This is a genomic window from Sphingomonas sp. BT-65 (assembly GCF_026107375.2).
In the GTDB taxonomy this organism is placed as follows: domain Bacteria; phylum Pseudomonadota; class Alphaproteobacteria; order Sphingomonadales; family Sphingomonadaceae; genus Sphingomonas.
The window spans coordinates 165,172-187,136 of the sequence record NZ_JAPCIA010000002.1 but is presented as its reverse complement, the minus strand read 5'-3'; the positions used below and the strand labels follow the sequence as shown (position 1 = coordinate 187,136).

At 66.9% G+C, this 21,965-nt stretch carries 24 protein-coding genes and 1 riboswitch; of the genes, 10 read left to right on the top strand and 14 right to left on the bottom strand.

The window, feature by feature from the left end; all coding sequences use genetic code 11:
- Positions 1-7: 7 nt before the first annotated feature.
- Both OK349_RS15430 and OK349_RS15425 read right to left on the bottom strand, forming a co-directional pair.
- Positions 8-577 carry a hypothetical protein gene (locus OK349_RS15430; protein WP_265118801.1) on the bottom strand — a complete coding sequence of 190 codons (570 nt, stop codon included), beginning with the start codon at positions 575-577 and terminating at the stop codon, positions 8-10.
- 102 nt (positions 578-679) lie between these two features.
- Positions 680-1,282: a hypothetical protein gene (locus tag OK349_RS15425; RefSeq protein WP_265118800.1), complete on the bottom strand. Its 603-nt coding sequence runs from the start codon at positions 1,280-1,282 to the stop codon at positions 680-682.
- Positions 1,283-1,357: 75 nt separating this feature from the next.
- On the opposite strand from OK349_RS15425, the gene cas1 reads away from it, so the two are divergent.
- Positions 1,358-2,428, top strand: coding sequence for a CRISPR-associated endonuclease Cas1 (gene cas1, locus OK349_RS15420; protein ID WP_265118799.1), 1,071 nt, complete (start codon positions 1,358-1,360; stop codon positions 2,426-2,428).
- A gap of 3 nt (positions 2,429-2,431) precedes the next feature.
- On the opposite strand, the gene OK349_RS15415 is transcribed toward cas1, so the two are convergent.
- On the bottom strand, positions 2,432-2,692 hold the full coding sequence (locus OK349_RS15415; RefSeq protein WP_265118798.1) for a helix-turn-helix domain-containing protein: 261 nt from the start codon (positions 2,690-2,692) through the stop codon (positions 2,432-2,434).
- Positions 2,693-2,795: 103 nt separating this feature from the next.
- Here OK349_RS15415 and OK349_RS15410 point away from each other — a divergent pair, with 103 nt between their 5' ends.
- The gene (locus OK349_RS15410; protein ID WP_265118797.1) at positions 2,796-3,350 is read left to right on the top strand and encodes a DUF2939 domain-containing protein; all 555 of its coding nucleotides are present in this window, start codon (positions 2,796-2,798) and stop codon (positions 3,348-3,350) included.
- Positions 3,351-3,440: 90 nt separating this feature from the next.
- Here OK349_RS15410 and OK349_RS15405 read toward each other — a convergent pair whose 3' ends face one another.
- The 10 genes from OK349_RS15405 to OK349_RS15360 all read right to left on the bottom strand — a co-directional run bounded on the left by OK349_RS15405 (position 3,441) and on the right by OK349_RS15360 (position 14,053).
- A complete protein-coding gene (locus tag OK349_RS15405; protein ID WP_265118796.1) occupies positions 3,441-4,904 on the bottom strand; it encodes a CehA/McbA family metallohydrolase in 1,464 nt (487 codons plus the stop codon).
- Positions 4,904-7,435, bottom strand: coding sequence for a TonB-dependent receptor (locus tag OK349_RS15400; RefSeq protein ID WP_265118795.1), 2,532 nt, complete (start codon positions 7,433-7,435; stop codon positions 4,904-4,906). The genes OK349_RS15405 and OK349_RS15400 overlap by 1 nt, the downstream gene beginning before the upstream one ends.
- A 351-nt stretch (positions 7,436-7,786) precedes the next feature.
- Positions 7,787-8,554: an acyl-CoA thioesterase gene (locus OK349_RS15395; RefSeq protein ID WP_265118794.1), complete on the bottom strand. Its 768-nt coding sequence runs from the start codon at positions 8,552-8,554 to the stop codon at positions 7,787-7,789.
- Positions 8,555-8,698: 144 nt separating this feature from the next.
- Positions 8,699-10,999, bottom strand: coding sequence for a 5-methyltetrahydropteroyltriglutamate--homocysteine S-methyltransferase (metE, locus tag OK349_RS15390; RefSeq protein WP_265118793.1), 2,301 nt, complete (start codon positions 10,997-10,999; stop codon positions 8,699-8,701).
- A gap of 112 nt (positions 11,000-11,111) precedes the next feature.
- Positions 11,112-11,314, bottom strand: a riboswitch (cobalamin riboswitch).
- Between the two features lie 55 nt (positions 11,315-11,369).
- A complete protein-coding gene (locus OK349_RS15385; protein WP_265118792.1) occupies positions 11,370-11,804 on the bottom strand; it encodes a VOC family protein in 435 nt (144 codons plus the stop codon).
- Complete coding sequence (locus OK349_RS15380; RefSeq protein WP_265118791.1) at positions 11,804-12,217, bottom strand: VOC family protein; 414 nt, start codon at positions 12,215-12,217, stop codon at positions 11,804-11,806. Before OK349_RS15380 ends, OK349_RS15385 begins: the two co-directional genes overlap by 1 nt.
- A gap of 23 nt (positions 12,218-12,240) precedes the next feature.
- Positions 12,241-12,645, bottom strand: coding sequence for a DoxX family protein (locus tag OK349_RS15375; protein ID WP_265118790.1), 405 nt, complete (start codon positions 12,643-12,645; stop codon positions 12,241-12,243).
- The gene (locus OK349_RS15370; RefSeq protein WP_265118789.1) at positions 12,642-13,127 is read right to left on the bottom strand and encodes an SRPBCC family protein; all 486 of its coding nucleotides are present in this window, start codon (positions 13,125-13,127) and stop codon (positions 12,642-12,644) included. Before OK349_RS15370 ends, OK349_RS15375 begins: the two co-directional genes overlap by 4 nt.
- Entirely contained in the window at positions 13,111-13,458 is a 348-nt protein-coding gene (locus OK349_RS15365; RefSeq protein WP_265118788.1) for an ArsR/SmtB family transcription factor, read from the bottom strand. The genes OK349_RS15370 and OK349_RS15365 overlap by 17 nt, the downstream gene beginning before the upstream one ends.
- Positions 13,459-13,546: 88 nt before the next feature.
- Positions 13,547-14,053, bottom strand: coding sequence for a DNA-deoxyinosine glycosylase (locus OK349_RS15360; protein WP_265118787.1), 507 nt, complete (start codon positions 14,051-14,053; stop codon positions 13,547-13,549).
- A gap of 25 nt (positions 14,054-14,078) precedes the next feature.
- On the opposite strand from OK349_RS15360, the gene OK349_RS15355 reads away from it, so the two are divergent.
- Positions 14,079-14,405, top strand: a complete 327-nt coding sequence (locus tag OK349_RS15355; RefSeq protein WP_265118786.1) for an Mpo1-like protein — start codon at positions 14,079-14,081, stop codon at positions 14,403-14,405.
- Here the strand turns inward: OK349_RS15355 and OK349_RS15350 are convergent.
- Positions 14,402-14,821 (bottom strand): hypothetical protein, encoded by a 420-nt coding sequence (locus tag OK349_RS15350; protein WP_265118785.1) that lies wholly within the window; start codon positions 14,819-14,821, stop codon positions 14,402-14,404. The two genes, OK349_RS15355 and OK349_RS15350, sit on opposite strands and share 4 nt — an antisense overlap.
- 134 nt (positions 14,822-14,955) lie before the next feature.
- Between OK349_RS15350 and OK349_RS15345 the strand changes: the two genes are divergently transcribed.
- The 7 genes from OK349_RS15345 (at position 14,956) to OK349_RS15315 (ending at position 21,956) form a co-directional block, all read left to right on the top strand.
- Complete coding sequence (locus OK349_RS15345) at positions 14,956-15,948, top strand: cysteine synthase A (RefSeq protein WP_265118784.1); 993 nt, start codon at positions 14,956-14,958, stop codon at positions 15,946-15,948.
- Between the two features lie 60 nt (positions 15,949-16,008).
- On the top strand, positions 16,009-16,311 hold the full coding sequence (locus tag OK349_RS15340) for a hypothetical protein (protein WP_265118783.1): 303 nt from the start codon (positions 16,009-16,011) through the stop codon (positions 16,309-16,311).
- 355 nt (positions 16,312-16,666) lie between these two features.
- Positions 16,667-17,152, top strand: a complete 486-nt coding sequence (locus OK349_RS15335) for a division/cell wall cluster transcriptional repressor MraZ (protein WP_265118782.1) — start codon at positions 16,667-16,669, stop codon at positions 17,150-17,152.
- 8 nt (positions 17,153-17,160) lie between these two features.
- A complete protein-coding gene (rsmH, locus tag OK349_RS15330; protein ID WP_372340584.1) occupies positions 17,161-18,099 on the top strand; it encodes a 16S rRNA (cytosine(1402)-N(4))-methyltransferase RsmH in 939 nt (312 codons plus the stop codon).
- Positions 18,100-18,109: 10 nt separating this feature from the next.
- Positions 18,110-18,790 carry a hypothetical protein gene (locus OK349_RS15325; RefSeq protein ID WP_265118780.1) on the top strand — a complete coding sequence of 227 codons (681 nt, stop codon included), beginning with the start codon at positions 18,110-18,112 and terminating at the stop codon, positions 18,788-18,790.
- Positions 18,787-20,544: a peptidoglycan D,D-transpeptidase FtsI family protein gene (locus OK349_RS15320; protein WP_265118779.1), complete on the top strand. Its 1,758-nt coding sequence runs from the start codon at positions 18,787-18,789 to the stop codon at positions 20,542-20,544. The genes OK349_RS15325 and OK349_RS15320 overlap by 4 nt, the downstream gene beginning before the upstream one ends.
- Complete coding sequence (locus OK349_RS15315) at positions 20,541-21,956, top strand: UDP-N-acetylmuramoyl-L-alanyl-D-glutamate--2,6-diaminopimelate ligase (protein WP_265118778.1); 1,416 nt, start codon at positions 20,541-20,543, stop codon at positions 21,954-21,956. Before OK349_RS15320 ends, OK349_RS15315 begins: the two co-directional genes overlap by 4 nt.
- Positions 21,957-21,965: the final 9 nt, after the last annotated feature.

Genomic DNA, 21,965 nt, shown 5'->3' with positions numbered 1-21,965 from the left:
TCCTTTCTCAAAGCACCAGTCGGTAGATGTCGTGGAATACCTCGTTGCCAGCGGCAGCGAGGCGGTAGAGCATGTTCGGATTGGTCTCGAAAACGTGCCGCTTGCCTTTGGCGTCGATCACGAATTGGCCGACGAATGGCACAAGCAAATCGATATCGTTTCTAAGCAGGAAGGCTTTAACGGCGTTAAGGTAAGTCCCGTTGAGCGAGGCCTGCTCAAAATCGAGCAGCAGGCGCTCGCGTATCTCACCGCCCGAAATGACCCACATGACACGATGCCGGCGGTCGATAATCCTACGCGATCGGCCGTGTCCCTCGATCGATACGTTCTCGCGTAGGAACCGACGCAGCCGTTCGGGCGATACGCCAACCTCTCTAGCCGCGACGGCTTGGCTTCCTGATCGCCGATAGTTTCTGAGTGCCGCTTCCAGCCGATCGTCACTTGGCGCATTGCGAACGCGGATCGGCGCTTCACCGACACGAGCATGCCCACGGCCTTGCGAACGGCTCAATCCGCGTGCCGCGGTTCGCTCGATCCGCCGTCGATATTCCGCTTGATAGTCGCGTGTCCGCGCCACGATCGATCCTCTGTCGGGCCGACGCGAATCGTCGCCCTCAGCGTTAGGATCGTGGGAAGTGGCGCGAAGAGTCTCGACCGAGCTGGCGCAAAGTGCGAACGCTTATTTGGCTATTAGATCGCCGCTATAATCTCGAATTAGCCGCTCGATTGTTTTATCCGTACCGATATTTTCAATACCAGCTTTTTCGAGTGCATCTCGTGCGATCGGAATTTGCTGCTTGCGCAATTTGCCGTCCAAATTTCCCGATTTTGCTAATTGGCGAATTGTCTCAGCTATGCGGTTTCGACGCGTTCGCTGGTTTGGGCGATCGATGATTAGCGCTTCCGATAAGGCGCTCTTTTCAATTAGCCGCACGTGATCATACCGGAATTCGCTGCTTTCAACGACATCGCACAACAAACGGAACCGTCCGGTCAAAAATTGATCGGGCGGAATTCTGACCGGCCCCGTGCTCCGCGACGGAAGGTCGCGAATACCGGTCGCGATCAATCGACCGCGCTTTATGTCGTCTCGCACTTGGTCGGGGATGCACTCCTCCCCGAAAAAGCTATCAGCGAAGCGCATCAAATATTCGAGTATTTGCCAAGCTGATGATGTAGCAACGAACGGCCCATCGTCCGATTTGCGTACGGCTTCCCGAACGACATAAGTCGATAGAGCGATACTCGCATCCCATATCGTTTTGGATCGCGGGCTGGCCATTGCGATTGCACCTAAACCGGACCAATTAACTTTGAATTTCCGCGCCTTCGCGGCGGATTTCGGCTATAATGGCGCATGTTGCTCGAAACAGATTTCACGCCCGATAGCGACGACGATTGGGCGGTGCGCTCCGCCTTCTGGCAACGTACTGCCGACGCGCAAAAACCCTCGCGAAAACTCCGTCAGCGAAACCCGGCGCCTTTAATCCTCAATGGTCATGGCGTGTCACTTCGCGTCGAAAATGGTGCGTTGGTTATTCGCGACGGCTTCACGCATTATCCGCAACAGCAGGCACGATATCGCTTTTTCCCGCGCGATCTCGATTTGCCGACCCGTATCCTGTTGCTCGACGGTAGCGGCACATTGTCATTCGACGTGCTGTCCTGGCTTGCTGAACAGGGGGTCGCGCTCGCCCGCATCAGGGGAAGCGGAGAGATTGCGACTGTCGCAAGCGGCACAGGCTATGCCGCCGATCGCGAGAAGGTCGAGTGGCAGCAGGCCACCCGCGCAGATGAGACTAAGCGTCTAGCGTTTGCCGCCGATCTGATCCGACGGAAAATCATATCCAGTATTCCTACGCTGGAGGTCCATATTCCACTCTCCAAAGCCCGCGATACGGCGCTGGAAAAAGCGAACGCCGGGATTGAGCGGCTGGACCGAGAATATATCGGAGATATCCCTACGCTCTTTGCGATCGAAGGCGAGTGCGCGGCTGCCTATTTCCGGTCATGGCATGGACTCCCTGTTCGCTGGAAAGGGATCGAGCGTCGTCCGGTTCCGTCCGAGTGGCACGCCTATGACGGGCGCAGCTCCCGTGCGAATGGATTGAAGTCCAAGAACCGCAACGCTTCTCACCCGATTAACGCGATGCTGAATTATGCCTATGCGGTGAAGCTCGCGAAGATGCAGATCGAAGCAATTGCCGATGGCTTCGATCCGACGCTTGGCATCGTGCACAATAGCCAGCGTGGCAGCCCAGCATGGGTGTTGGACATGATCGAGCTGGAACGGGCAGCGGTCGATGCGGCGATCTTGCAGTTCGTTCGTGAGCAGACGTTCGCCGCCGCTGACTTCATCATTACAAGGGACGGCGTTTGTCGCCTATCCCCGCAACTCGCCCGTGCGGTAGCCAGCCTGATCCTTTGAACGTCAGGCGTTCGACGGCTTCCGTCCGCGCCGCAATCCTTTCGGCACCTTGCCTTCGATCGGAAGGAACAACTCTCCAACTGGAACCGAAAGAGTTGCGGCTACCCGGTCGAGAATATCCACTGTGGGGTTTTCCTCGCCCCGTTCCATTCCACCGAGATAGGATCGATCGACGCCGGAATCGAAGGCGAGCCGTTCCTGCGAAATGTCCCGTTCAATGCGCAGCCGCCGAAGGTTTGATCCCACAAGTTCGCGCCCACGCATGACGTGACAGCAAACTTTTTGAAGGCCAATAAACCACTGGCTATATCCATCTAATTAACGAATGCCGACGTATTCTCGGGCCCTCGCCAGTGGGGGGTCAGCAATGCGGAAGATGATCAAACTTGCCATCGGAGCAACGCTGCTGGGTGGAGCGATGTTCGGCGTTTGGGACTACACGTCTCCATATCGGACGGTGCAGGGATTTCGGTCGGCCATACTCAATCGCGATGGGGTAGCGCTGAACGGCTATATCGATTTCGACGCGCTACGCTCCAATCTCAAAGCGCAATTCGCCGCTCGCCTTATGGGCAACAATGTTAGTCGGCCCGGATTGAATCCCGAATACGCGGCGACCCGACTCCAATCCGTTGAAGCGATGGTGGATGGCCTGGTTAGCCCGCAAGCAATTCGGCTAGGGATGGAACGCGTTGCACAGCAAACCGAACGCAATGAGCCCGAAGGTTCAATCGGCCTCCAACCCATTCGCCGAGACGGCTTCAATCAGTTTCATCTACCCCTCGATCCGGACGACACGATCGCCGTAAGATTTGAGCGGCGTGGATTGAGCTGGCAGGTAACGGACGTGAAGTTACCCTATGACCTCCATCGAGCGTTTGCTCGACCGACCGACACGGCCATGATTCCGCATCCGGAGTGACGGTCTCCTGCGCCACTGTGGTCTCAGAGACAATTTCCACCCGCTATCACTATACCCCCCCTCCGGGGGGAGGAATGATGGACTGGCCGTTCAGCGCCGGGGTGCCGCCTTGCACTGGATGTAGACGGGGTTGCCGATCAGCAGCTTGCGGTCGTTCGGGCCGAGCACATTGACCGCGACCCAGCCGCAGGCGGCGGCGCGGTCGATCGGGAGCGCGGCGGGGGAGGTGCCGAGCGGGAGCCGGCTGTGTTCCTTGCCGTTGGCGATGAGCTGCACAATCCCCTGCGCGACGCCGGTGACGCGCACCTCGACCTCGAGCCTGGCCGCGGGCGCCGCGATCGTTTCGCCCATCGCGGCGCGCGTCTTGCCCGCGACGACCGCGACCTCGAGCATGCGGTCGCGCGTGCCCTCGACATCGATGAACACGTTGCCGGCGCGGATGCCGTCGAGGATCGCGGGTTGCGAGAGCTCGCGGGCATGGACGACGGTGGCGGGGCGGCCGATCGGCGCCTTGCCGGGGCCAGCGGCGGGATCGTGATTGTCGCTGCTGCCGATGCCGGTGATGCGATAGCCGCGGTTGAGCTTGTCGTACCAGAAGTCGAGGCCGGCGAGCGGGGGCTGGGTGGTGAGGCTGTTGATCGCCTCGATCGCAGTGACTTGGCGCCAGTCGGTGCCGGGCCAGACCCAGCCGCAGCCCATGCATGCCTCGCCCGAGGGCAAGGCGGGATGGTTGACCGAGAGGATCGCGTCCGCCGCCGCGACGTTGCGCTGGAGCGCGGCGATGTCGGGCACGTTCGCGCTGCCGACGCGGAAGTCGACCCAGCGCGACTGGCCGAAGATGTTGGCGTGGCCGCCGAAAGTGGTGATCTCTGCGCCCGGGATCAGCAGCAGCCGGTCGTAGTAAGGCTGAAGCTCGCGCAGGGCGGAGAAATGCGAGCTGGTGTTGTGATCGGTGACCGCGATGAAATCGAGGCCCGCATCGGCCGCCGCCGCGACGGTGCGGTAGAGCGGGCAGGGCACGCGCTTGCCCTGCTGGCTGGCGCAGCTGCCGTCCGAATGCGCGTCGTGCATGTGGAGGTCGCCGCGGTACCAGCCGGGGCCGGAGCGGACCGGCGCATCGGCGATCGCGGCGCTGGCGTTGCGGGTGTCGCCGCGGTCGAAGAAAATCTCGACGCGGAAGGCGCTGTGGCTGTCCTTGCGCGCGTTGGGGACGCCGAACTGGACGTGCCAGCGGCCTGGCGGAAGCGCGCCAGGGAGGTAGCCGGGGGTGGCGTCGCTGGGCGCGAGGGTGAAGCGGTCGCGCGTGCCGCCGCTCCAGCCGCGAAAGCGCTCGGGATCGAACACGCCGAGATCGACGACGGTGCGGTTGGCCTTGTCGTAAGTCAGGCGCACGGTGATCCGTTCGACGCCCGCGGGGACGTCGAACGGGATCTCGCGATAGGTCTGATGGTCAGTGCCGGTGATCTCGCCGGTGACGGTGCGGTCCGCCTCCTGCGCGGCGGCCGGTGTGACAAGGCACACAAGTGCCGCGAGCAGGAGATGGACCGCGCGCATCAGAACTTGAAGTCCACGGCGAAGCGGAAGTTGCGGCCAAGGATCGGGCGGCCGATGAACAAGAGGTCGTTGGCCTGGCCGCTGGTTAGCTCGCCCGCGCGCGGATTGCCCTCGGTCAGGCCGATCGTGTTGGTGAGGTTGTCGCCATAGGCCCAGAGCTGGATGCTCTCGGTCACCTTGAAGCGGACACTGGCGTTGACCACGGTATAGGCGGGCAGCTCGGAGATGTTGGCGGCATCGGCATAGCGCTTCGAATAATATTCGACATCCGCCTGCGCGCGCAGGCGGTCGCCGAACAGGGTGACCGCCGGGGTGGCGCGCAACGCGAGGCGCGGCACGCGCAGCAACTGATTGCCCGAATAGTCGCGCGGGATCAGCGTCGGGGTTGGCGGCGTCGTCGAATTGTCCTGACCGAGCTCGTCATAGCGCAGGTTGCGGAAGGTCGGGTCCTGCCAGGTCGCGTTGAGCGTGAAGTCGAACCACGGGGCGGGGCGCACCGTGCCCTCGAACTCGACGCCGTAGGAACGCGTGTCGGTGTAGACGGTCTGGCTGACATAGCCCTGAGTCACCGGATCGAAACGGGTGTTGCCGATGCCGAAGGAGTCGAAGTCGGTGAGGAAAGCGGTCGCGTAGAGGCTGAGGAAGCGCGAGCTGTATTTGAGCCCCGCTTCCCACATGTCGATGCCCTGGGTCACCGGCTGCGCGGTGGCGCTGGTGATGAAGCTGCCGACGCTGGGCAGGCGGAAGGCGGAGGTGTAGCGCGCGAAGACGCCCGCGCGCTCGGCGAACTGCCAGTCGGCGCCGAGCGTCCAGCCGAGCCGGTCGAACTTGCGGCTGAACGGGGTGAACACGCCGTTGCCGGTGAGCACGCTGTCGTCAGCAAGCGTCGCGGCGTTGCCGAGGTTGACGGTGCGGCTGCCTTCCTGCGCGCCGCGGGTGGTGACTTCCTCATAGCGCAGGCCGCCGTCGATGCGCAGCTGCGGTGTGATCTGCCACTCGTCCGAGGCATAGACCGCGAAGGTATTCTGCGAGCCATAGCCGTTGGCGAACTCGGAGCCGTAGCGTGCGACGCCGTTCTCGGTGAGCGCGCCGACCACCTGGCCCGCGGCGTTCAAGGCGACGAGGTTGAGCAGGCGCGAATTGCCCGACACGTCCTGCACGGTCGAGGCCGAGTAGCGGCGGAAGGTCTCGTCGATATAGGCGTAATAAACGCCGACCGCGACATCGTGCGTCCCCGCTGCCTCGAACTGGTGCGCGATGCGCACGTCGTTGAGCAGCTCGCTCTCCTCGATCGTCACCGGGCGCGCGGCGTTGATGAACACGTCGCCATTGCCGTTCTGGCCGGTGACGTCGAACGCGCTGCCGTCATCGACATAGCGCAGCTGGACGCTGGTCGCGCCCGGGAAGGCGGCGAGGACTTGCGGGCGATAGGTGTTGAGCAGCGCGGTCGCAGTGCTGACCGAGGCAGGATAGACGCCGTTGCGCACTGTGTCGGACTCGCGGTAGCGCAGCTTGTGGCTGAGCTTCCAGCCGTCGCCGAACTCCCAGTCGGTGATCCAGCTCAGCTGGTCGAGGCGGATGCGCGAGCCTTCCTCCTGGCGGAAGTCGACCGGGCCGGTGGCGCTCTTGAGCGTCAGGCGGCGGGTCTGGCGGCTGGCGGTGGTGTCGTAATGCGGGTCGAAGCCGGGCAGGCCGACCACGTCGCCCTCGCTGTCCTTGGTCAGCGGGATGCCGGTGTAGAAGATCGCGTTGTCGGCGAGGTGCTTGTAGCTGATCGAGGTGCGGCCGCCGGCGAACTCGCCATGCACCGCGGCGCGGATCTGGCCGCCCTTGTTGCCGGTATAGCCGGGATCGCGCACGCCGCGCTCATGGCGGTAGAAGCCGCCGACATCGACCGACCAGCCCTCGGCTACCGGTACGCCGACCCAGCCGTCGAAGCGGTAGAGATCGGCGGTCGGGCCGTAGAGCAGGCGGGCGTTGCCGGTCACCTCGTCGGTCGCGCGGCGGGTGATGTAGTTGACCACGCCGCCCGGGGCGTTCGAGTAGAAGACCGATGACGGGCCGCCGCGAACGACCTCGATCCGGTCGATCGACTCGTCGATGCGGAAGGCCTGGTCGGCGTTGAGATAGCCGAGCGCGGGATCGTGCTGCACGGGGAGGCCGTCCTCGAGCAGGTTGATCGAGCCGAAACCATCGACCGGGATGCCGCGCGCGCGGACGTTGCCGGAGCCCTCGCCGCCCGACGCCTCGACCCAGAAGCCGGGGACCGACTTCAGCGTCTCGGTCACGCTCGACGGCGCGCGCGAGCGCAGCATGTCGTTCGACAGCGTGGTGATCGCGTAGCTGGTCTCGAGCTTGGTGCGCTCGCCGGCGCCGGCGCGGCCGGTGACGATGATCTCGTCATCCTGGGTGCCGACCTCGGGCGCGCTCGCCGTCTGGTTCTGCGCCTGGTCCTGCGCCAGGGCGGGCAGGCTGACGGAAAGCAGGAGCGCGGAAACGCTGGCGCGAACAAGCGCCGTGCGGATGGTCATGGTCGTCCCCTTTGATATGGATTTCATGGGCAGCGGTGCTGCTCGCGCGGCCCTAGGGGGAACCGGTTTCACAATGGCGGCGGGTTCATGACCGGGTGATTACGATTGCATGACCGATTTGCGACGCGTGGCCGCGGCGGATGGCTTCAGTCCGCGCTGATCAGTCGGGAATGCGAGAGCCGATCCGGGTAGGAAGCGCGCTCGGCACCACGCGTGTGGCGGCGTTCCGCGCGATCGCAGATGCGGCGAATGCCATGGTGAGCACGACGGACGGCGTGACGATCCAAAGTCGCGACATGATGATCCCCCCGCGCCTATGGTAACCGATCCATGCACCATCGCAAGATGGCGTCACCCGGCGCCGCGGATCGGCGTGGCCTTCCCGTCCGGCCCCACCGCCACCATCGTGAAGGCTGCGGTGGCGGCATGGCGGCGCTCGCCGGAGAGCAGGTCCTCGGACCAGAGCTCGACCCCGACCGCGACCGAGCTGCGCCCGGTCATGCGGATGCGCGAGACCAGCTCGACCGTCTCGCCGGCGCGGATCGGACGGGTGAAGTCGACGCGGTCGGAGGCGGCCATCACCATCACCGCGCGGGCATGGCGGGTGGCGGCGATGAAGGCGGCCTTGCCCATCATTTTCAAGGCATCGCCGCCATAGAGGGTGCCGTAGTGGTTGGTCTGCGGCGGGAAGACCATCTCGGCCATGCGCAGCACGCCGGGCTCCGGAGGCGTCGGCGGGGTGAGCGGGGGAAGGGGCAGATGCGTGTCCGGACCCTTGACCGCGACGAGGGTGAACACGCCGCGCGTGCACAGGCGCCGCTCGCCGCTGACCGGGGCTTCGGCGACCAGGGTCACCTCGACGTCGAGCGCGCTGGTGCCGATGCGGACGATGCGGCCCGACGCCTCGACCATCTCGCCGGCGCGTGCCGGGGCGGCGAAGTCGATGCGTTGCGAGGCCGCGGTGACGAAGGGCGCGCGCCCGTGCCGGCTGGCGGCGAGGAACGCGACCTTGTCCATATGCGCGAGCGCCACGCCGCCGAAGAGCGTGCCGTGGTGGTTGGTATCGCCCGGAAAGACCATGTCGATCAGGCGGACGATCGGTTCGTCGGAGTGGGGCATTGCTGTTTCCAATAATCCTCCCCCGCCAGGGGGAGGTGTCAGCGCAGCTGACGGAGGGGGAGGTCGCGATGCACTCAAGTCGTGCCGCCGTCCTCCCCCTCCGTCGCCTTCGGCGCCACCTCCCCCTGGCGGGGGAGGATTTGCCTACGCTACCACCGCCACTTCGGCGCGGAGCGTGCGGGCGGCGGCGACCATCGCGTCGATCGCGGGGCGCACTTCCTCCCATTTGCGGGTCTTGAGGCCGCAATCGGGGTTCACCCAGAGCTGCGCAGGCTTGAGGTGGAGCTGCGCCAGCCGCATCAGCGCGACCATCTCGTCCTTGCCCGGCACACGCGGGGCGTGGATGTCGTACACCCCGGGGCCGATCGCGCTGGGATAGTCATAGGCCGCGAAGCCCTCGAGCAGCTCCATCTGCGAGCGCGCGGTCTCGATCGAGATCACGTCGGTGTCCATCGCGCCGATCGAGGGCAGGATGTCGTTGAACTCCGAATAGCACATATGGGTGTGGATCTGGGTGACATCGGCGACGCCCGCGGCGGAGAGGCGGAAGCTGTCGACCGCCCAGTCGAGATAGGGCTGCCAGTCCTTGCGGCGCAGCGGCAGGCCCTCGCGTAGCGCGGCCTCGTCGATCTGGATCGCCTGGCAGCCCGCCGCCTCGAGGTCCTGCACCTCGTCGCGGATCGCGAGCGCGATCTGGCGGCACGAGGCTTCGCGCGGCTGGTCGTCGCGCACGAAGCTCCAGTTGAGGATCGTCACCGGGCCGGTGAGCATGCCCTTGACCGGCTTGTCGGTGAGCGACTGGGCGTAGCGCCACCATTCGACCGTCATCGGTGCAGGGCGCGAGACGTCGCCGTAGAGGATCGGCGGGCGCACGCAGCGCGAGCCGTAGGACTGGACCCAGCCATTCACGGTGAAGGCGAAGCCGGCGAGCTGCTCGCCGAAATACTGGACCATGTCGTTGCGCTCGAACTCGCCATGGACGAGCATGTCGAGCCCGGCCTCCTCCTGCCAGCGGATCGTGCGCAGCGTCTCGGCGCGCAGGAACGCCTCATAGGCAGCGGCGTCGAGATTCCCGCGATTGTGCTCGGCGCGGGCGCGGCGGACCTCGGCGGTTTGCGGGAAGGAGCCGATCGTGGTGGTGGGGAAGAGCGGAAGGCCCAGTACGTCGGCTTGCGCGGCGATGCGGGTGGCATGATCCGAGCGGCGCTCGCGCATGTCGGGGGTGATCGCGGCGATGCGCGCGGCGACGGCTTCGTCGTGGATGCGCGGCGAAGTGCGGCGGTTGGCGGCAGCCTGCGACGACGCCTCCAGCTCGGCGGCGACGGCGGCGCGGCCTTCGTTGAGCGCGCGCTTGAGGATGGTGAGCTCCTCGACCTTCTGGACGGCGAAGGCGAGCCACTGCCTGACTTCGGCATCGAGCTTGCTCTCCAGACCGAGATCGACGGGGACGTGGAGCAGCGAGCAGGATGGCGCGAGGATCAGGTCGCGCTCGGCCGCGAGCGGCTCGATCCAGTCGAGCAAGGCGGCGAGATCGGCGCGCCAGATGTTGCGGCCGTCGATCACGCCGAGCGACAAAGCGAGCGACTTGGGCGCGGCCTTGAGCACGGATGTCAGCTGCTCGGGCGCGCGGACGAGATCGACGTGCAGGCCTGCGACGGGCAGCGCCGCTGCGAGGGTGAGGTTGTCGCCGAGCCCGCCGAAATAGGTGGTGAGCATGATCTGCGGCGTCGAGCGCGCGAGCCGGGCATAGGCGCGGGTGAAGGCGCGACGCTGCTGCTCGCTGAGGTCGGTGACCAGGATCGGCTCGTCGATCTGAACCCATTCGGCGCCGGCATGGGCGAGGTGACCCAGGATCACGCCGTAGAGGCCGAGTACTTCGTCGAGAGTGTCGAACGGATCGACTCCCGCGGCTTTCACCAGGCTGAGCCAGGTGACCGGGCCGAGCAGGACGGGGCGCGTCTCATAACCCTGCGCCTTGGCCTCGCGATATTCCTCGACCACCTTGAGGCGGCCGAGCGCGAGCTTCTGTCCGGCGGAAAGCTCGGGGACGATGTAATGGTAGTTGGTGTCGAACCATTTGGTCATCTCGCACGCGGTGAGGCTGTGCGAATGGGCGCAGCCTTCCAACGCGCCGGTGGTGCCGCGGGCCATCGCAAAATAGGTGGCGAGCGTCGCCTCGCCGTCCGCTGCGCCGTAGCGGGCGGGGATCGCACCGAGCATCACGCTCAAGTCGAGGACATGGTCGTAGAGCGAGAAATCGTTCGACGGCAGCCAGTCGGCGCCGAGCGCGGTCTGGCGCGCCCAGGCGGCGGTGCGGAGACCCGCGGCGGCTTCGAGCAGGGCGGTTTCGCCGGACTTGCCCGACCAGAAGGATTCGAGCGCGAACTTGAGCTCGCGGCGCGGGCCGATGCGCGGGAAGCCGAGCGTGGCGATGGTGACGGTCATTGGTCTTCTACCCCGAAGAGGGCGGGGAGAAGCCGGACGCGTGCGGGCCTGCGCCGCCGGTGGGGATCCGGCCGCGCATTGCGCATGCGGCCAGACCGGGCACCCCGCCGGTGGACGTTATCGCGTCGCGGGCAGGTCTTCTGGCTCACGGGTCAATGCGGACGGTCTGGCCTTCCCGGAGCAAGCTCCAGTGACACGTATCGACCGCCGCTCGCCGCTTACAGTTGCGGGGGCAGCGCCGGATTTGCACCGGCTTCCCGTCTTAGCTCCGGCGCGAGCGACGCCGGCCGGAGAACCTTCGACCCTTGCAATATCGCGCGGGCCGGGGGTCTCGTCAAGTATGATATAAAGATTTCTTTATGTCTTTATATCAATGTTCGGTCGGGCCCTTGAGCTCGATCACATTGCCCTCGGGGTCGCGGACATAGATCGAGGGGCCTTCGCCCTCGGCGCCGTAGCGCGGGCCCTCCTCGACGATCTCGACGCCGTGAGCGGCAAGGTGCGCGCGCAGAGCGGCATCATCGAACGGGTCGATCGCCAGCGCGAAATGATCGAGGTTGCGGCCTTCCGCGCCCGGCGCTGCGCCGCCGCGCGCGCCGAGCCTGCCGTCGATCGTCACCAGATCGATCAGCGCGGCGCCGGCGCGGAGCTGGTAGAGGCCGATCGCTTCTTGCTCGCGCTCGTCGGTGCAGCCGAGCACGTCGTGGTAGAAGGCAAGCATGCGCGGGAGATCGACGACGCGCAGGACGATGTGATCGATCCCGCGCATCTTGAACGGTGGGGCGAAGGGCGGAGGCGTCGGCATCACCCTTCGCCCATGCCCGCGGGGTTCATCCACATCGGCTCGAACACGTTGCCGTCGGGATCGGCGAAGCTGCGGCCGTACATGAAGCCCAGGTCCTGCGGCGCGCGCACATCGGCCTGGCCGCCATTGGCGCCGGCCTTCTCGACGATCGCATCGACCGCCTCGCGGCTGTCCTGCGACAGCGCGATCAGCATCGCGCTGGTGGCGTGGGCGTCGGCGATCGGCTTGGTGGTGAAGGTCGAGTAATAGTCGCGCACCAGCAGCATCACGACGATGTTCTCCGACCACATCATCGACGAGGCGTTGTCATCGCTGAACATGTCGTTCTTAGTGAAGCCGAGCGCTTCGTAGAAGGCGGTCGACTTGGCGAGATCGCGGACGGGCAGGTTGATGAAGATCGACTTGGTGGACATGGCTTCTCTCCTGGGGTTGGCGCTCAGGCCTTGGGGGTGGATGCGAAGGGGAACAGCGCGCGCAGCTGGGGATCGCGCAGCCACAGCCCGCCCCACATGAACAGGCCGAGATAGACGCTGAACAGGATGTGGCTGAACAGCGGGCTGCCGGCGCGGATCTGCGTCGCCATCGCGCCGCCGAGCAGCGCCATCATCAGCACCGCGCCGAGAATGCGGGTCTGCGGGATGAGGTAGAGCACGAGGAAGGCCAGCTCGAAGATGCCGATCATGAAGGCATAGCCGGCGGGCCAGCCGAGCTGCGCCATGGTCTCTTCGGCGATCGGCAGCATCAGCAGCTTGGGCGCGACCGAGGCGCCGAGCATGAACAGCGCGAACAGGCCGGTCAGGACGCGGCCGGTCCACAGCATTGCCGGGGTGGTGGTGTTCATCGATTCCTCTCCTGTTGTGCGAGCCAAGCGTCGAAGCGCGAGAAGGTGCTCGTCCAGCCATGGCGATGCCCGGCAAGGCTTTCCGCCGACTTGAGCCCTTCATGGGTGAAGTCGAGATGCGTGCGATTGTCGGGAAGCTCGGCGAACAGCGCGGTGACCAGCGTATCGACGGGCACGCCGTCCTCATGATCGTCGCTGTCCCATTTGAAGGTATAGACCAGCCGCTCTGGCGCCACGACCTCGCGATAGGTGCCGCCTTGCCACAACACGCGGCCGTCCTCGGGCGAGCGCAGGCAGGCGCGCCACGCGCCGCCGACGCGCAGGTCCTGCTCGACCTTGACCGCGGGCCACTCGACCGGGCCGAGCCAGGCGACGGTCATCTCGGGCCGGGTCCAGGCGAGCCAGACCAGGTCGCGCGGCGCATCGAACACGCGCATCAGGCGAAGCACCGGCGGCGGCGCGGGCTTAGTGGCGCTCGTCATTGCCGCCCGCCGTCTGGATATATTTGAGATAGGCGTCGAGCCGGTCGAAGCTCGACTCCCAGAAATGGCGGTACTGGTCGAGCCAGTCGGCGATGCTCTTCATCGCCAGCGGCTCGAACTTCGCCGGGCGCCATTGCGCGGTGCGGCCGCGGCTGATCAGCCCGGCATTCTCCAGCACCTTGATGTGCCGCGACACCGCCGGAAGGCTCATGTCGAACGGCTCGGCGAGTTCGTTCACCGACGCCTCGCCCTGCGCCAGCCGGGCGAGGATCGCGCGGCGGGTGGGATCGGCGAGGGCGGCGAACTGGGTGCTCAAGGGATCGCTGTGCATCGACTCAGGTCCTGTATTTAACCGATCTGTTAAATACAGTGACGGACGATGTCAAGCACGCTGGAAATCGCGGCGATTTGCCGGGAGATCAGTCGTCGAGATGCATGCGCAGACCGAGCCAGGCGGGGAGCTTGGCTTCGAAGCCGATCGTGTGGAGCGGGCTGGAGGAGGGCAGGGCGACGATCGCGTGGTGGCCGGCGGCGGCGCCGAGTTGGCGCAGGCCGTGCCTGAGCGCGGTGCCGCCGTTGAACGCGATCGCGCGGAGATCGGGCAACGTGGCAGCGAGCGCGGCGATGTCGTTCGGGCTGATCGAGACGAGCGCGGCATCGGTGCTGCCCCGGCGCTGCGCGGTGGCGACAACGTCCCACAGGCCGACATACGCGCCGAGGAGCGCGGCAAGGCGTTCGGGGTAGGTCAGGGTTACTAGGTCGCGGCCGATCACGGCGGAGATCAGCCGCCAGAACTGGTTCTGCGGATGCGCATAATATTGCCGCGCGGCGAGCGAGCGGTCGCCGGGCAGGCTGCCGCAGATGAGGACGCGGACATGGCGGTCGACGACGGGCGGGAAGCTGGCCTTGAGCGGAGTTGATTGCATCGTCCCGCCGTCCTAGCATCGTGCCATGGCGCGCGCGATCACCCGCTATGCCGAGTTCTGGCCCTATTATCTTCGCGAACATGCGAAGGCGGAGACGCGGGCGCTGCACTATGCCGGGACCGCGCTGACCTTCGCCGCGCTGGCCGCGGGGATCTGGCTCAGCGCCTGGTGGCTGCTGGCGATCCCGCTCGCCGGCTACGGCTTCGCCTGGGCGGCGCATTTCGGTGTGGAGAAGAACCGCCCGGCGACCTTCACCTATCCGCTGTGGTCGCTGGTCAGTGACTATCGCATGTTCTTCCTGTGGCTGACCGGACGACTGGGGCCGCATCTCAAACAGGCTGGCGTCGCCTAGCGTTGCCGGAGGGCCGCGCGCGCCTCTTTCATCGCGCGCGCCGCTGCTTCCTCCGCGACCCGAGCCTGGGCCTCCGCCACCGCGGCGCTCTTCATCGCGCGATCGGCATGACGCTGCGCCCGTGCCGAGATGCGCCGTGTCATCGCGCGGAGCTCGCCGTCCATGGCGACATGCCTGCCGTTGGCGCAATGCAGCGTGTCGTCGTCGATGTGGATGTCCGCATTCTTCATTCCCGGCGTGTCGCCGCACTTCCTGGCGATCAGCGCATGATCGGCGTCGGTCACGATCGGCCCCTGTGCGGCCATCTCGCGGTGGATCGCCTTGGACAGCTTCTCGCCGGCCTTGTCGCGGGCGCTGCCCGGTGTGGCGGCGAGTGCGGCGATCGAGACGATCGCGAACAATGGAATGCAGGTCATTCGTCCTCTCCCGACGTTATGACTACACTTGTAGTCAATACGCGGCGAAGGGTCAAGCGAGTGCGCCGGGATATTGCCCCGCGCCAAGCATCGCTTGCTTGCCCGCTCCCGCATGGCGTGCAAATGGTCAGGGCATGCAGGTAGCAAGTGATACGATCGCGCTGATCGGCAACACGCCGCTGGTGCGGCTCAAGGGGCCGAGCGCGGCGGCGGGCTGCGACATCTTCGGCAAGTGCGAGTTCGCCAATCCCGGGGCGAGCGTGAAGGATCGCGCCGCGCTGTTCATCGTGCGCGATGCCGAGGAGCGCGGGCTGATCGAGCCGGGTGGCACGATCGTCGAGGGGACCGCGGGCAACACCGGCATCGGCCTCGCGCTGGTCGGCAACGCCAAGGGCTACAAGACGATCATCGTCATGCCCGAGACGCAGAGCCGCGAGAAGATGGACACGCTGCGCGCGCTCGGCGCCGAATTGGTGCTGGTCCCTGCCGCGCCCTATTCGAACCCTGGCCATTTCGTGCACACCAGCCGCCGCATCGCGGAGGAGACGCCCAACGCGGTCTGGGCCAACCAGTTCGACAACATCGCCAACCGCAAGGCGCACATCGTCGGCACCGCCGAGGAGATCTGGGCGCAGATGGACGGGCGGATCGACGGCTTCACCTGCTCGGCGGGGACCGGCGGGACGATCGCCGGCGTCGGCCTCGGGCTCAAGGAGAAAGACGAGACGGTCACGATCGCGCTGTCCGATCCGCACGGCGCCGCGCTCTACGATTATTATGCGCATGGCGAGCTCAAGGCCGAGGGCCATTCGGTCGCCGAGGGGATCGGGCAGGGACGGATCACCGCCAATCTCGAGGGCGCGCCGATCGACACGCAATATCGCATCTCCGACGAGGAAGGGCTGGAATGGGTCGAGCGGCTGCTCGCCGAGGAGGGGCTGTGCCTCGGCCTGTCATCGGGGATCAACGTCGCCGGTGCGATCCGGCTGGGACGCGAGCTCGGGCCCGGCAAGCGCATCGCGACGATCCTGTGCGACACGGGTTTCCGCTATCTTTCAACGCTCTACAACTGCGACTGGCTGCGCTCCAAGGGGCTGCCGGTGCCGCCCTGGCTCGACCGGGCCTGATGCAGTTTAAAATCAGGGGTTCGCAATCGGCTGGCTAGGCGTTACATTTATGCCACAGCCATGAAGTCGCTTCCGACCGATCCCAAGCAAAGCATGCAGCGCGTCCGCGTCGGCCTGACCGGGCTGGCGAGCGTGTTGCTGCTGATCGGCATCGCGAGCGCGATCTTCTCCTCGGCGAACAAGGAGCGGCCGGTGCGCGCCGACGGCGCGTCGAAGCCCGAGGTGGTCGCCAACATGACTGACGGCGTGCTCGGCAACGACATGGCGACCAAGGACGAGCCGATCGCCGAGCTTGGCATCGCGCCGCGCACCGCGGAATCCCCCGAGCCCGCGATCACGCCCTATCCGATCCCCGAACCGTAACTGCGCCGCCCCCGCGCCGGCCGCGGGGTCTTACGGGAAATCGCCCCACAACCAGTCATCGGCTTCCAAACGACAGGTTTGGCAGTCCAAACGCGCTTGGAACATAAGATGTCCAATTGACGAATATTGGTAAAACACGTCCCGTTTCAGGCAGAAAGTGGGGCTGAATACCGTAGATTCCCGCGTTCAGGCATTGAAAACCAGCGGCTGTTACGATACGCCGCTGGTTAAACAGGGCAACCTTATCGTCAGCCGGAATCGGGTCCGGGGCGCGCGGGAACGTGCGCTTTCGGGGACGGGAAAGGTTTGCCCGCCGCAAGCGAGGGCGGGAGTGAACCGGACGGGGTACAGAGGCGTGGGGTTGCAGCTGGTGGACGACAAGGGTCGTGTCGCCATCCCCTCGACCCTGCGCGCCACGCTCGAGAAGAACAGCGGCGCCCCCGTCGACACCAAGGATTCCCGCGTCGCCATCCTCTCCGCCCATGAGAGCGACCGTTGCCTGATCGCCTATGACGAGCCTTACTTCGATGCCCTGATGGAGCGGCTCAATGCGCGTTCGCTGGAATATGCCGGCGATCGTGGGCGCACGGATTCGAACATCTGGCGCGAAGGCGTCGGCCCCAGCGAGAACATCGCCTTCGACCCTTCGGGCCGGTTCGTCATGCCGGGGATGCTGTGCCAGCATGCCGGCATCCGCAAGTCAGGCTACGCCTTTTTCTATGGCGTCGGCCCGGTGGTCGAGATCTGGGACCCCGCCACGCTGCTCGCGCATCCCTCGCTGCCCGAGAGCATGAAGGCGGCGTGCCGCTACCACCTCGAAGAGAAGAAGGTGACGCTGTGAGCGCCGCGCTGCCCGGTGTGCGTCCACACGTCTCCGTGCTTCTCGACGAAACCGTCGAAGCGCTCGCGATCCAGCCCGGCGAGCGCATCGTCGACGCGACCTTCGGCGCAGGGGGTTACAGCTTGGCGTTCCTCGAGCGGGGAGCCGAGGTGGCCGCCTTTGATCGCGATCCGGACGCGATCGAGGGCGGCCAAGCCCTTCTCACTGCGAGCGATGGCCGGCTGATCCTGATCGAGGCGCCCTTCTCGAACATGGATCGCGAGCTCGAGGCGCGCGGGCTGACGCCGGTCGACGGCGTGGCGATGGATATCGGCGTCTCGTCGATGCAGCTCGACCAGGCCGAGCGCGGGTTCAGCTTTCAGCAGGACGGCCCCTTGTCGATGCGCATGGCGGGCGAGGGGATGACCGCGGCGGATTTCGTCAACGAGGCGGACGAGACCGAGATCGCCGACGTGCTCTATCATTATGGTGAGGAACCGCGCGCGCGGCGCGTGGCCAGGGCGATCGTCGCCGCGCGCCCGCTGACGCGCACCAGCGAGCTGGCCAACGTCGTGCGCAGGGCGCTGGGGCACAAGCCGCACGACAAGAAGGACCCGGCGACGCGGACCTTCCAGGCGATCCGCATCCATGTGAACCGCGAGCTCGACGAGCTGGCCGAGGGGCTGGCGGCGGCGGAGCGGGTGCTCAAGCCCGGCGGGCGGCTGGCGGTGGTGACCTTCCACAGCCTCGAGGACCGGATGGTCAAGAAATTCCTGCGCGAGCGCTCGGGCAGCGAGCCCGCCGGATCGCGGCACCGCCCGGCGGTGGCCGCGGCGCGCGCGCCGAGCTTCGAGGCCCCGGCCAAGGCGGTGCGCGCGAGCGAGGAAGAGATTGCGGCGAACCCGCGTGCCCGATCGGCGACGCTCCGCGTCGCGCGGCGCACCGCGGCCGAAGCGTGGGCGAGTTGAGGAGGCGGACATGGCGATCAAGGCACTGAACGGACTGGGCTGGTATGCTGCGGGGTTGATCGTCGCGCCGGGCTGTTACCTCGTCTCGTCGATGGTCGCGGCGGAGCGGACGCGGGTGGATGCGGTCGAGCGCGCCATCGCCGAGGCGCACAAGGACATTCGCGGGCTCGAGACCGAGTTCGACACGCGCGCCAACCTCGCCCAGCTCGAGCGCTGGAACGGCGAAGTGATGCGCTACACCGCGCCGACGCCGCAGCAGTTCCTGGCGAGTGACACCGCGCTCGCCTCGATGCGCGCGCTCGAGACCGAGGGCGTGGCCGAACGCTATGCCGCGATGGTGGTGCCCGAGGGCGTGCCCGATGTCGTGGCGGGAACGCCGCGGACCGCGTCGGACGCCGTGGCGGCGGCGCCCGCGGGCGCGAAGGTGAAGGACGCGGCCGTCGCTGCGGTCAAGCCGGCGCCCAAGCCCGAGAAGGTGGCAGCGGTCACCCCCAAGCCGGTCAAGGCGCCGGAAAAGACGGCGCCCAAGCCAGTCAACGTGGCGGAGAAGGCCGCGCCGAAGCCCGTCAAGCTCGCCGCCCGGACCCCGCGCGAAGCGGAGGTGGCGATGCTCGACCGCAAGCTGCTCAAGGATTCGAGCTTCGGCGACCTGATGAAGGGCGTCCGCGCCGAGGCGCGCCGCGTCCGGTGACCGTCCTCGTCGCGCCTGCCCCCCGCAATCGCACGCGCCCGGGTTCCCGGCACGCGACGATGGCGGTCGCGCATGTGCGGCTGATGATCCTGGCGCTGGTGTTCGCGGCGGGGATCGCGGTGATCGTCGGGCGGCTGACACTGCTCGCGCTGATCGCCGAGCCCGCCGGCGCCACCAGCGTCAACGCGATGCTGGTGCCGCTGCGCGGCGACCTGGTCGACCGCAACGGCGCCCCGCTCGCCCGCACGATCGACGCCTGGTCGATCGGGGTGCGACCCGGCAAGGTGATCGGCGACAAGGCCGGGCTGGCGCGGATGCTGGCAGCGACGCTGCCCGGCAAGAGCGAGGCCGAATATGCCGGGCTGCTGAACAGCGATTCGCGCTTCACCTATCTCCAGCGCCGGGCGGTGCCCGAGCTGGTCGCGGCGGTACACGCGCTGGGCGAGCCGGGAATCGAATTCGCGCGCGAGCCGCAGCGGCTCTATCCGCAGGCGAGCCTCGGCGCGCATGTGCTCGGCTATCTCGATTTCGACGGCAACGGCGTCACCGGCATGGAGCTGGCGCTCGACAAGCAGCTGACCGATCCGGCGCGACGCGGCGAGCCGGTCGCGCTGTCGCTCGACCTGCGCGCGCAAGCGGCGCTGGAGAGCGAGCTGGGCGCGGCGATGACGACGTTTCAGGCGCGCGGCGCGGCCGGCGTGATTCTCGACGTCGCGAGCGGCGAGGTGGTGGCGCTGGCTTCGCTGCCGACCTTCAACCCCAACAACATCAAGGGCTCGAACCCCGAGCATTTCCGCAACAACGTGACGCAGAGCGTCTATGAGCTCGGCTCGACCTTCAAGCCGCTGACCATGGCGTTCGCGATCGAGACCGGCGTCGCGAAGTCGATGGCCAAGCGCTACGACGCCACAGCGCCGCTCCAGGTCGGCGGCTTCCGCATCCGCGACGATCACGCGCAGAAGCGCTGGCTCAACATCCCCGAGGCGCTGATCCATTCGTCGAACATCGCCACGGCACGCATCGCCGACGAGCTGGGCAAGGAGCGGATGGAGAGCATGTTCCGCAAGCTCGGCTTCGACTCGCGGCCCGATGTCGAGCTCAGCGGCAAGGCCGCGCCGCTGTGGCCCAAATACTGGGCGCGGACCACGGTGATGACCACTGCCTATGGCCATGGCATCGCGGTCACGCCGCTGCATCTCGCCAGCGCCTATGCCGCGCTGGTCAATGGCGGGGTGTGGCGCCCGGCCACGCTGCGCCGGATCGAGCCGGGCAAGGCGCCGGAGGGGCGCCGGGTGATCTCCGAGGCGACGAGCGCGCGGATGCGCCAGCTGCTGCGCCTGGTCGTCACCCACGGCACCGGCGGCAATGCCGATGCGCCGGGCTATCGCGTCGGCGGCAAGACCGGTACCGCGGAAGTGCCCGGCGCGGGTGGTTACAAGCGCAATCAGAATGTTTCCACCTTCGCGGCGGCTTTTCCGATGGACGCACCGCGCTATGTGGTGCTGGTGATGCTCGATTCGCCTGTCGGAAACGCCCAGACCCACGGTTTCTCGACCGCCGGCTGGACCGCCGCCCCCGTGGTCAACCGCGTGATCATGCGCACCGGCGCGATGCTCGGCGTGGTGCCCGACGAGGCGCGCGACGTCGACGTCTCCGATCTGACGCCGCTGCTGTGGAAGGCGGAAGCCAGGAACAAGCCCGCAGCCGCTGCCGCCGCGGTGGTTCCGGTCGTCGCGCCGGGAGCCGACGAGTGAGGCTGGGTGAGCTGACCGGCGGCGCCGAAGATACGATCGTCACCGGGTTCGCCATCGACCACCGCAAGGTTGCGCCAGGCACCGTGTTCGGGGCGTTTCGCGGGGCGCGCTTCAACGGCGAGGATTTCATCCCGCAGGCGGTGGCGAGCGGCGCGATTGCGGTGATCGCGCGGCCCGAGACGCGGGTCGAGGGCGCGGTGCACATCGCGACCGACCATCCGCGCACCGAGTTCGCCCGGATCGCGGCGAGGTTCTTCGCGCCCTTCCCCGAGACTGCGGTCGCGGTGACCGGCACCAACGGCAAGACCTCGACGGTCGAGATGGTGCGCCAGCTGTGGCGCATGGCCGGGCATAATGCTGCGTCGATCGGCACGCTGGGGGTGACCACCGCGGGCGAGGTGGCCTCGACCGGGCTGACCACGCCCGACGTCGTGACGTTCCTGTCCAATGTCGCGGGGCTGGCGCGCGAGGGCGTGACGCACCTCGCGTTCGAGGCGTCGAGCCACGGCCTGTCGCAATACCGCACCGAGGGGCTGCCGGTGGCGGCGGCGGCGTTCACCAACCTGTCGCGCGACCATCTCGACTATCACAAGGACATGGCGGAATATCTCACCGCCAAGCTGCGGCTGTTCGCCGACGTGCTCGATCCCGACGGCACCGCGGTGGTATGGGCCGACGACGCGCATTCGGAGCGCGTGCTCGACATCGCCCGCGCGCGCGGCAACCGCATCATGACGGTGGGCGAGCATGGCAGCACGATCCGGCTGGTGTCGCGCGAGCCGACCTTGCTCGACCAGAAGCTGGTGGTCGCGGTCGACGGCGTCGAGCATCGCGTCAGCCTGCCGCTGATCGGCGGCTATCAGGCCGCGAACGCGCTGATCGCCGCGGCGCTGGTGATCGCGACGGGCGGCGATGCCGCGGCGACGCTCGCCAACCTGTCGCGGCTGCAGCCGGTGCGCGGGCGGCTCGAGCGCGCGGCGATCAGCCGGGCGGGCGCACCGATCTATGTCGACTATGCCCACACACCCGATGCGATCGAGGCGGCGATCGCCGCGCTCAAGCCGCACGCGGCGGGGCGGCTGATCCTGGTGTTCGGCGCGGGCGGTGACCGCGATCCCGGCAAGCGCGAGCCGATGGGCGAGGCCGCCGCCGCGGGCGCCGACCTGGTGATCGTGACCGACGACAATCCGCGCGGCGAGGATCCGGGGGCGATCCGCGCCGAGATCCTCAAGGGCTGCCCGGGTGCGACCGAAGTCGGCGACCGGCGCGGCGCGATCTTCCTCGCGGTGGGCAAGGCCGGGCCGCAGGACATCGTGCTGATCGCCGGCAAGGGGCATGAGCAGGGCCAGATCGTCGGCGACATGGTGCTGCCCTTCGACGACGTCTCCGTGGCGCGGGAGGCGGCGGCGTGAGCGTGCTGG

Bases quoted from the DNA above. Each gene is read 5' to 3' on its own strand.
- OK349_RS15410 (WP_265118797.1), top strand. From the start codon at position 2,796: ATGCGGAAGATGATCAAACTTGCCATCGGAGCAACGCTGCTGGGTGGA.
- OK349_RS15395 (WP_265118794.1), bottom strand. From the start codon at position 8,554: ATGCCCCACTCCGACGAACCGATCGTCCGCCTGATCGACATGGTCTTT.
- OK349_RS15360 (WP_265118787.1), bottom strand. From the start codon at position 14,053: ATGCAATCAACTCCGCTCAAGGCCAGCTTCCCGCCCGTCGTCGACCGC.
- OK349_RS15405 (WP_265118796.1), bottom strand. From the start codon at position 4,904: ATGCGCGCGGTCCATCTCCTGCTCGCGGCACTTGTGTGCCTTGTCACA.
- OK349_RS15415 (WP_265118798.1), bottom strand. From the start codon at position 2,692: ATGCGTGGGCGCGAACTTGTGGGATCAAACCTTCGGCGGCTGCGCATT.
- OK349_RS15355 (WP_265118786.1), top strand. From the start codon at position 14,079: ATGGCGCGCGCGATCACCCGCTATGCCGAGTTCTGGCCCTATTATCTT.
- metE (WP_265118793.1), bottom strand. From the start codon at position 10,999: ATGACCGTCACCATCGCCACGCTCGGCTTCCCGCGCATCGGCCCGCGC.
- OK349_RS15345 (WP_265118784.1), top strand. From the start codon at position 14,956: ATGCAGGTAGCAAGTGATACGATCGCGCTGATCGGCAACACGCCGCTG.
- OK349_RS15350 (WP_265118785.1), bottom strand. From the start codon at position 14,821: ATGACCTGCATTCCATTGTTCGCGATCGTCTCGATCGCCGCACTCGCC.
- OK349_RS15380 (WP_265118791.1), bottom strand. From the start codon at position 12,217: ATGTCCACCAAGTCGATCTTCATCAACCTGCCCGTCCGCGATCTCGCC.
- OK349_RS15400 (WP_265118795.1), bottom strand. From the start codon at position 7,435: ATGACCATCCGCACGGCGCTTGTTCGCGCCAGCGTTTCCGCGCTCCTG.
- OK349_RS15340 (WP_265118783.1), top strand. From the start codon at position 16,009: ATGAAGTCGCTTCCGACCGATCCCAAGCAAAGCATGCAGCGCGTCCGC.
- OK349_RS15375 (WP_265118790.1), bottom strand. From the start codon at position 12,645: ATGAACACCACCACCCCGGCAATGCTGTGGACCGGCCGCGTCCTGACC.
- OK349_RS15325 (WP_265118780.1), top strand. From the start codon at position 18,110: ATGGCGATCAAGGCACTGAACGGACTGGGCTGGTATGCTGCGGGGTTG.
- OK349_RS15370 (WP_265118789.1), bottom strand. From the start codon at position 13,127: ATGACGAGCGCCACTAAGCCCGCGCCGCCGCCGGTGCTTCGCCTGATG.
- OK349_RS15385 (WP_265118792.1), bottom strand. From the start codon at position 11,804: ATGCCGACGCCTCCGCCCTTCGCCCCACCGTTCAAGATGCGCGGGATC.
- OK349_RS15365 (WP_265118788.1), bottom strand. From the start codon at position 13,458: ATGCACAGCGATCCCTTGAGCACCCAGTTCGCCGCCCTCGCCGATCCC.
- cas1 (WP_265118799.1), top strand. From the start codon at position 1,358: ATGTTGCTCGAAACAGATTTCACGCCCGATAGCGACGACGATTGGGCG.
- OK349_RS15425 (WP_265118800.1), bottom strand. From the start codon at position 1,282: ATGGCCAGCCCGCGATCCAAAACGATATGGGATGCGAGTATCGCTCTA.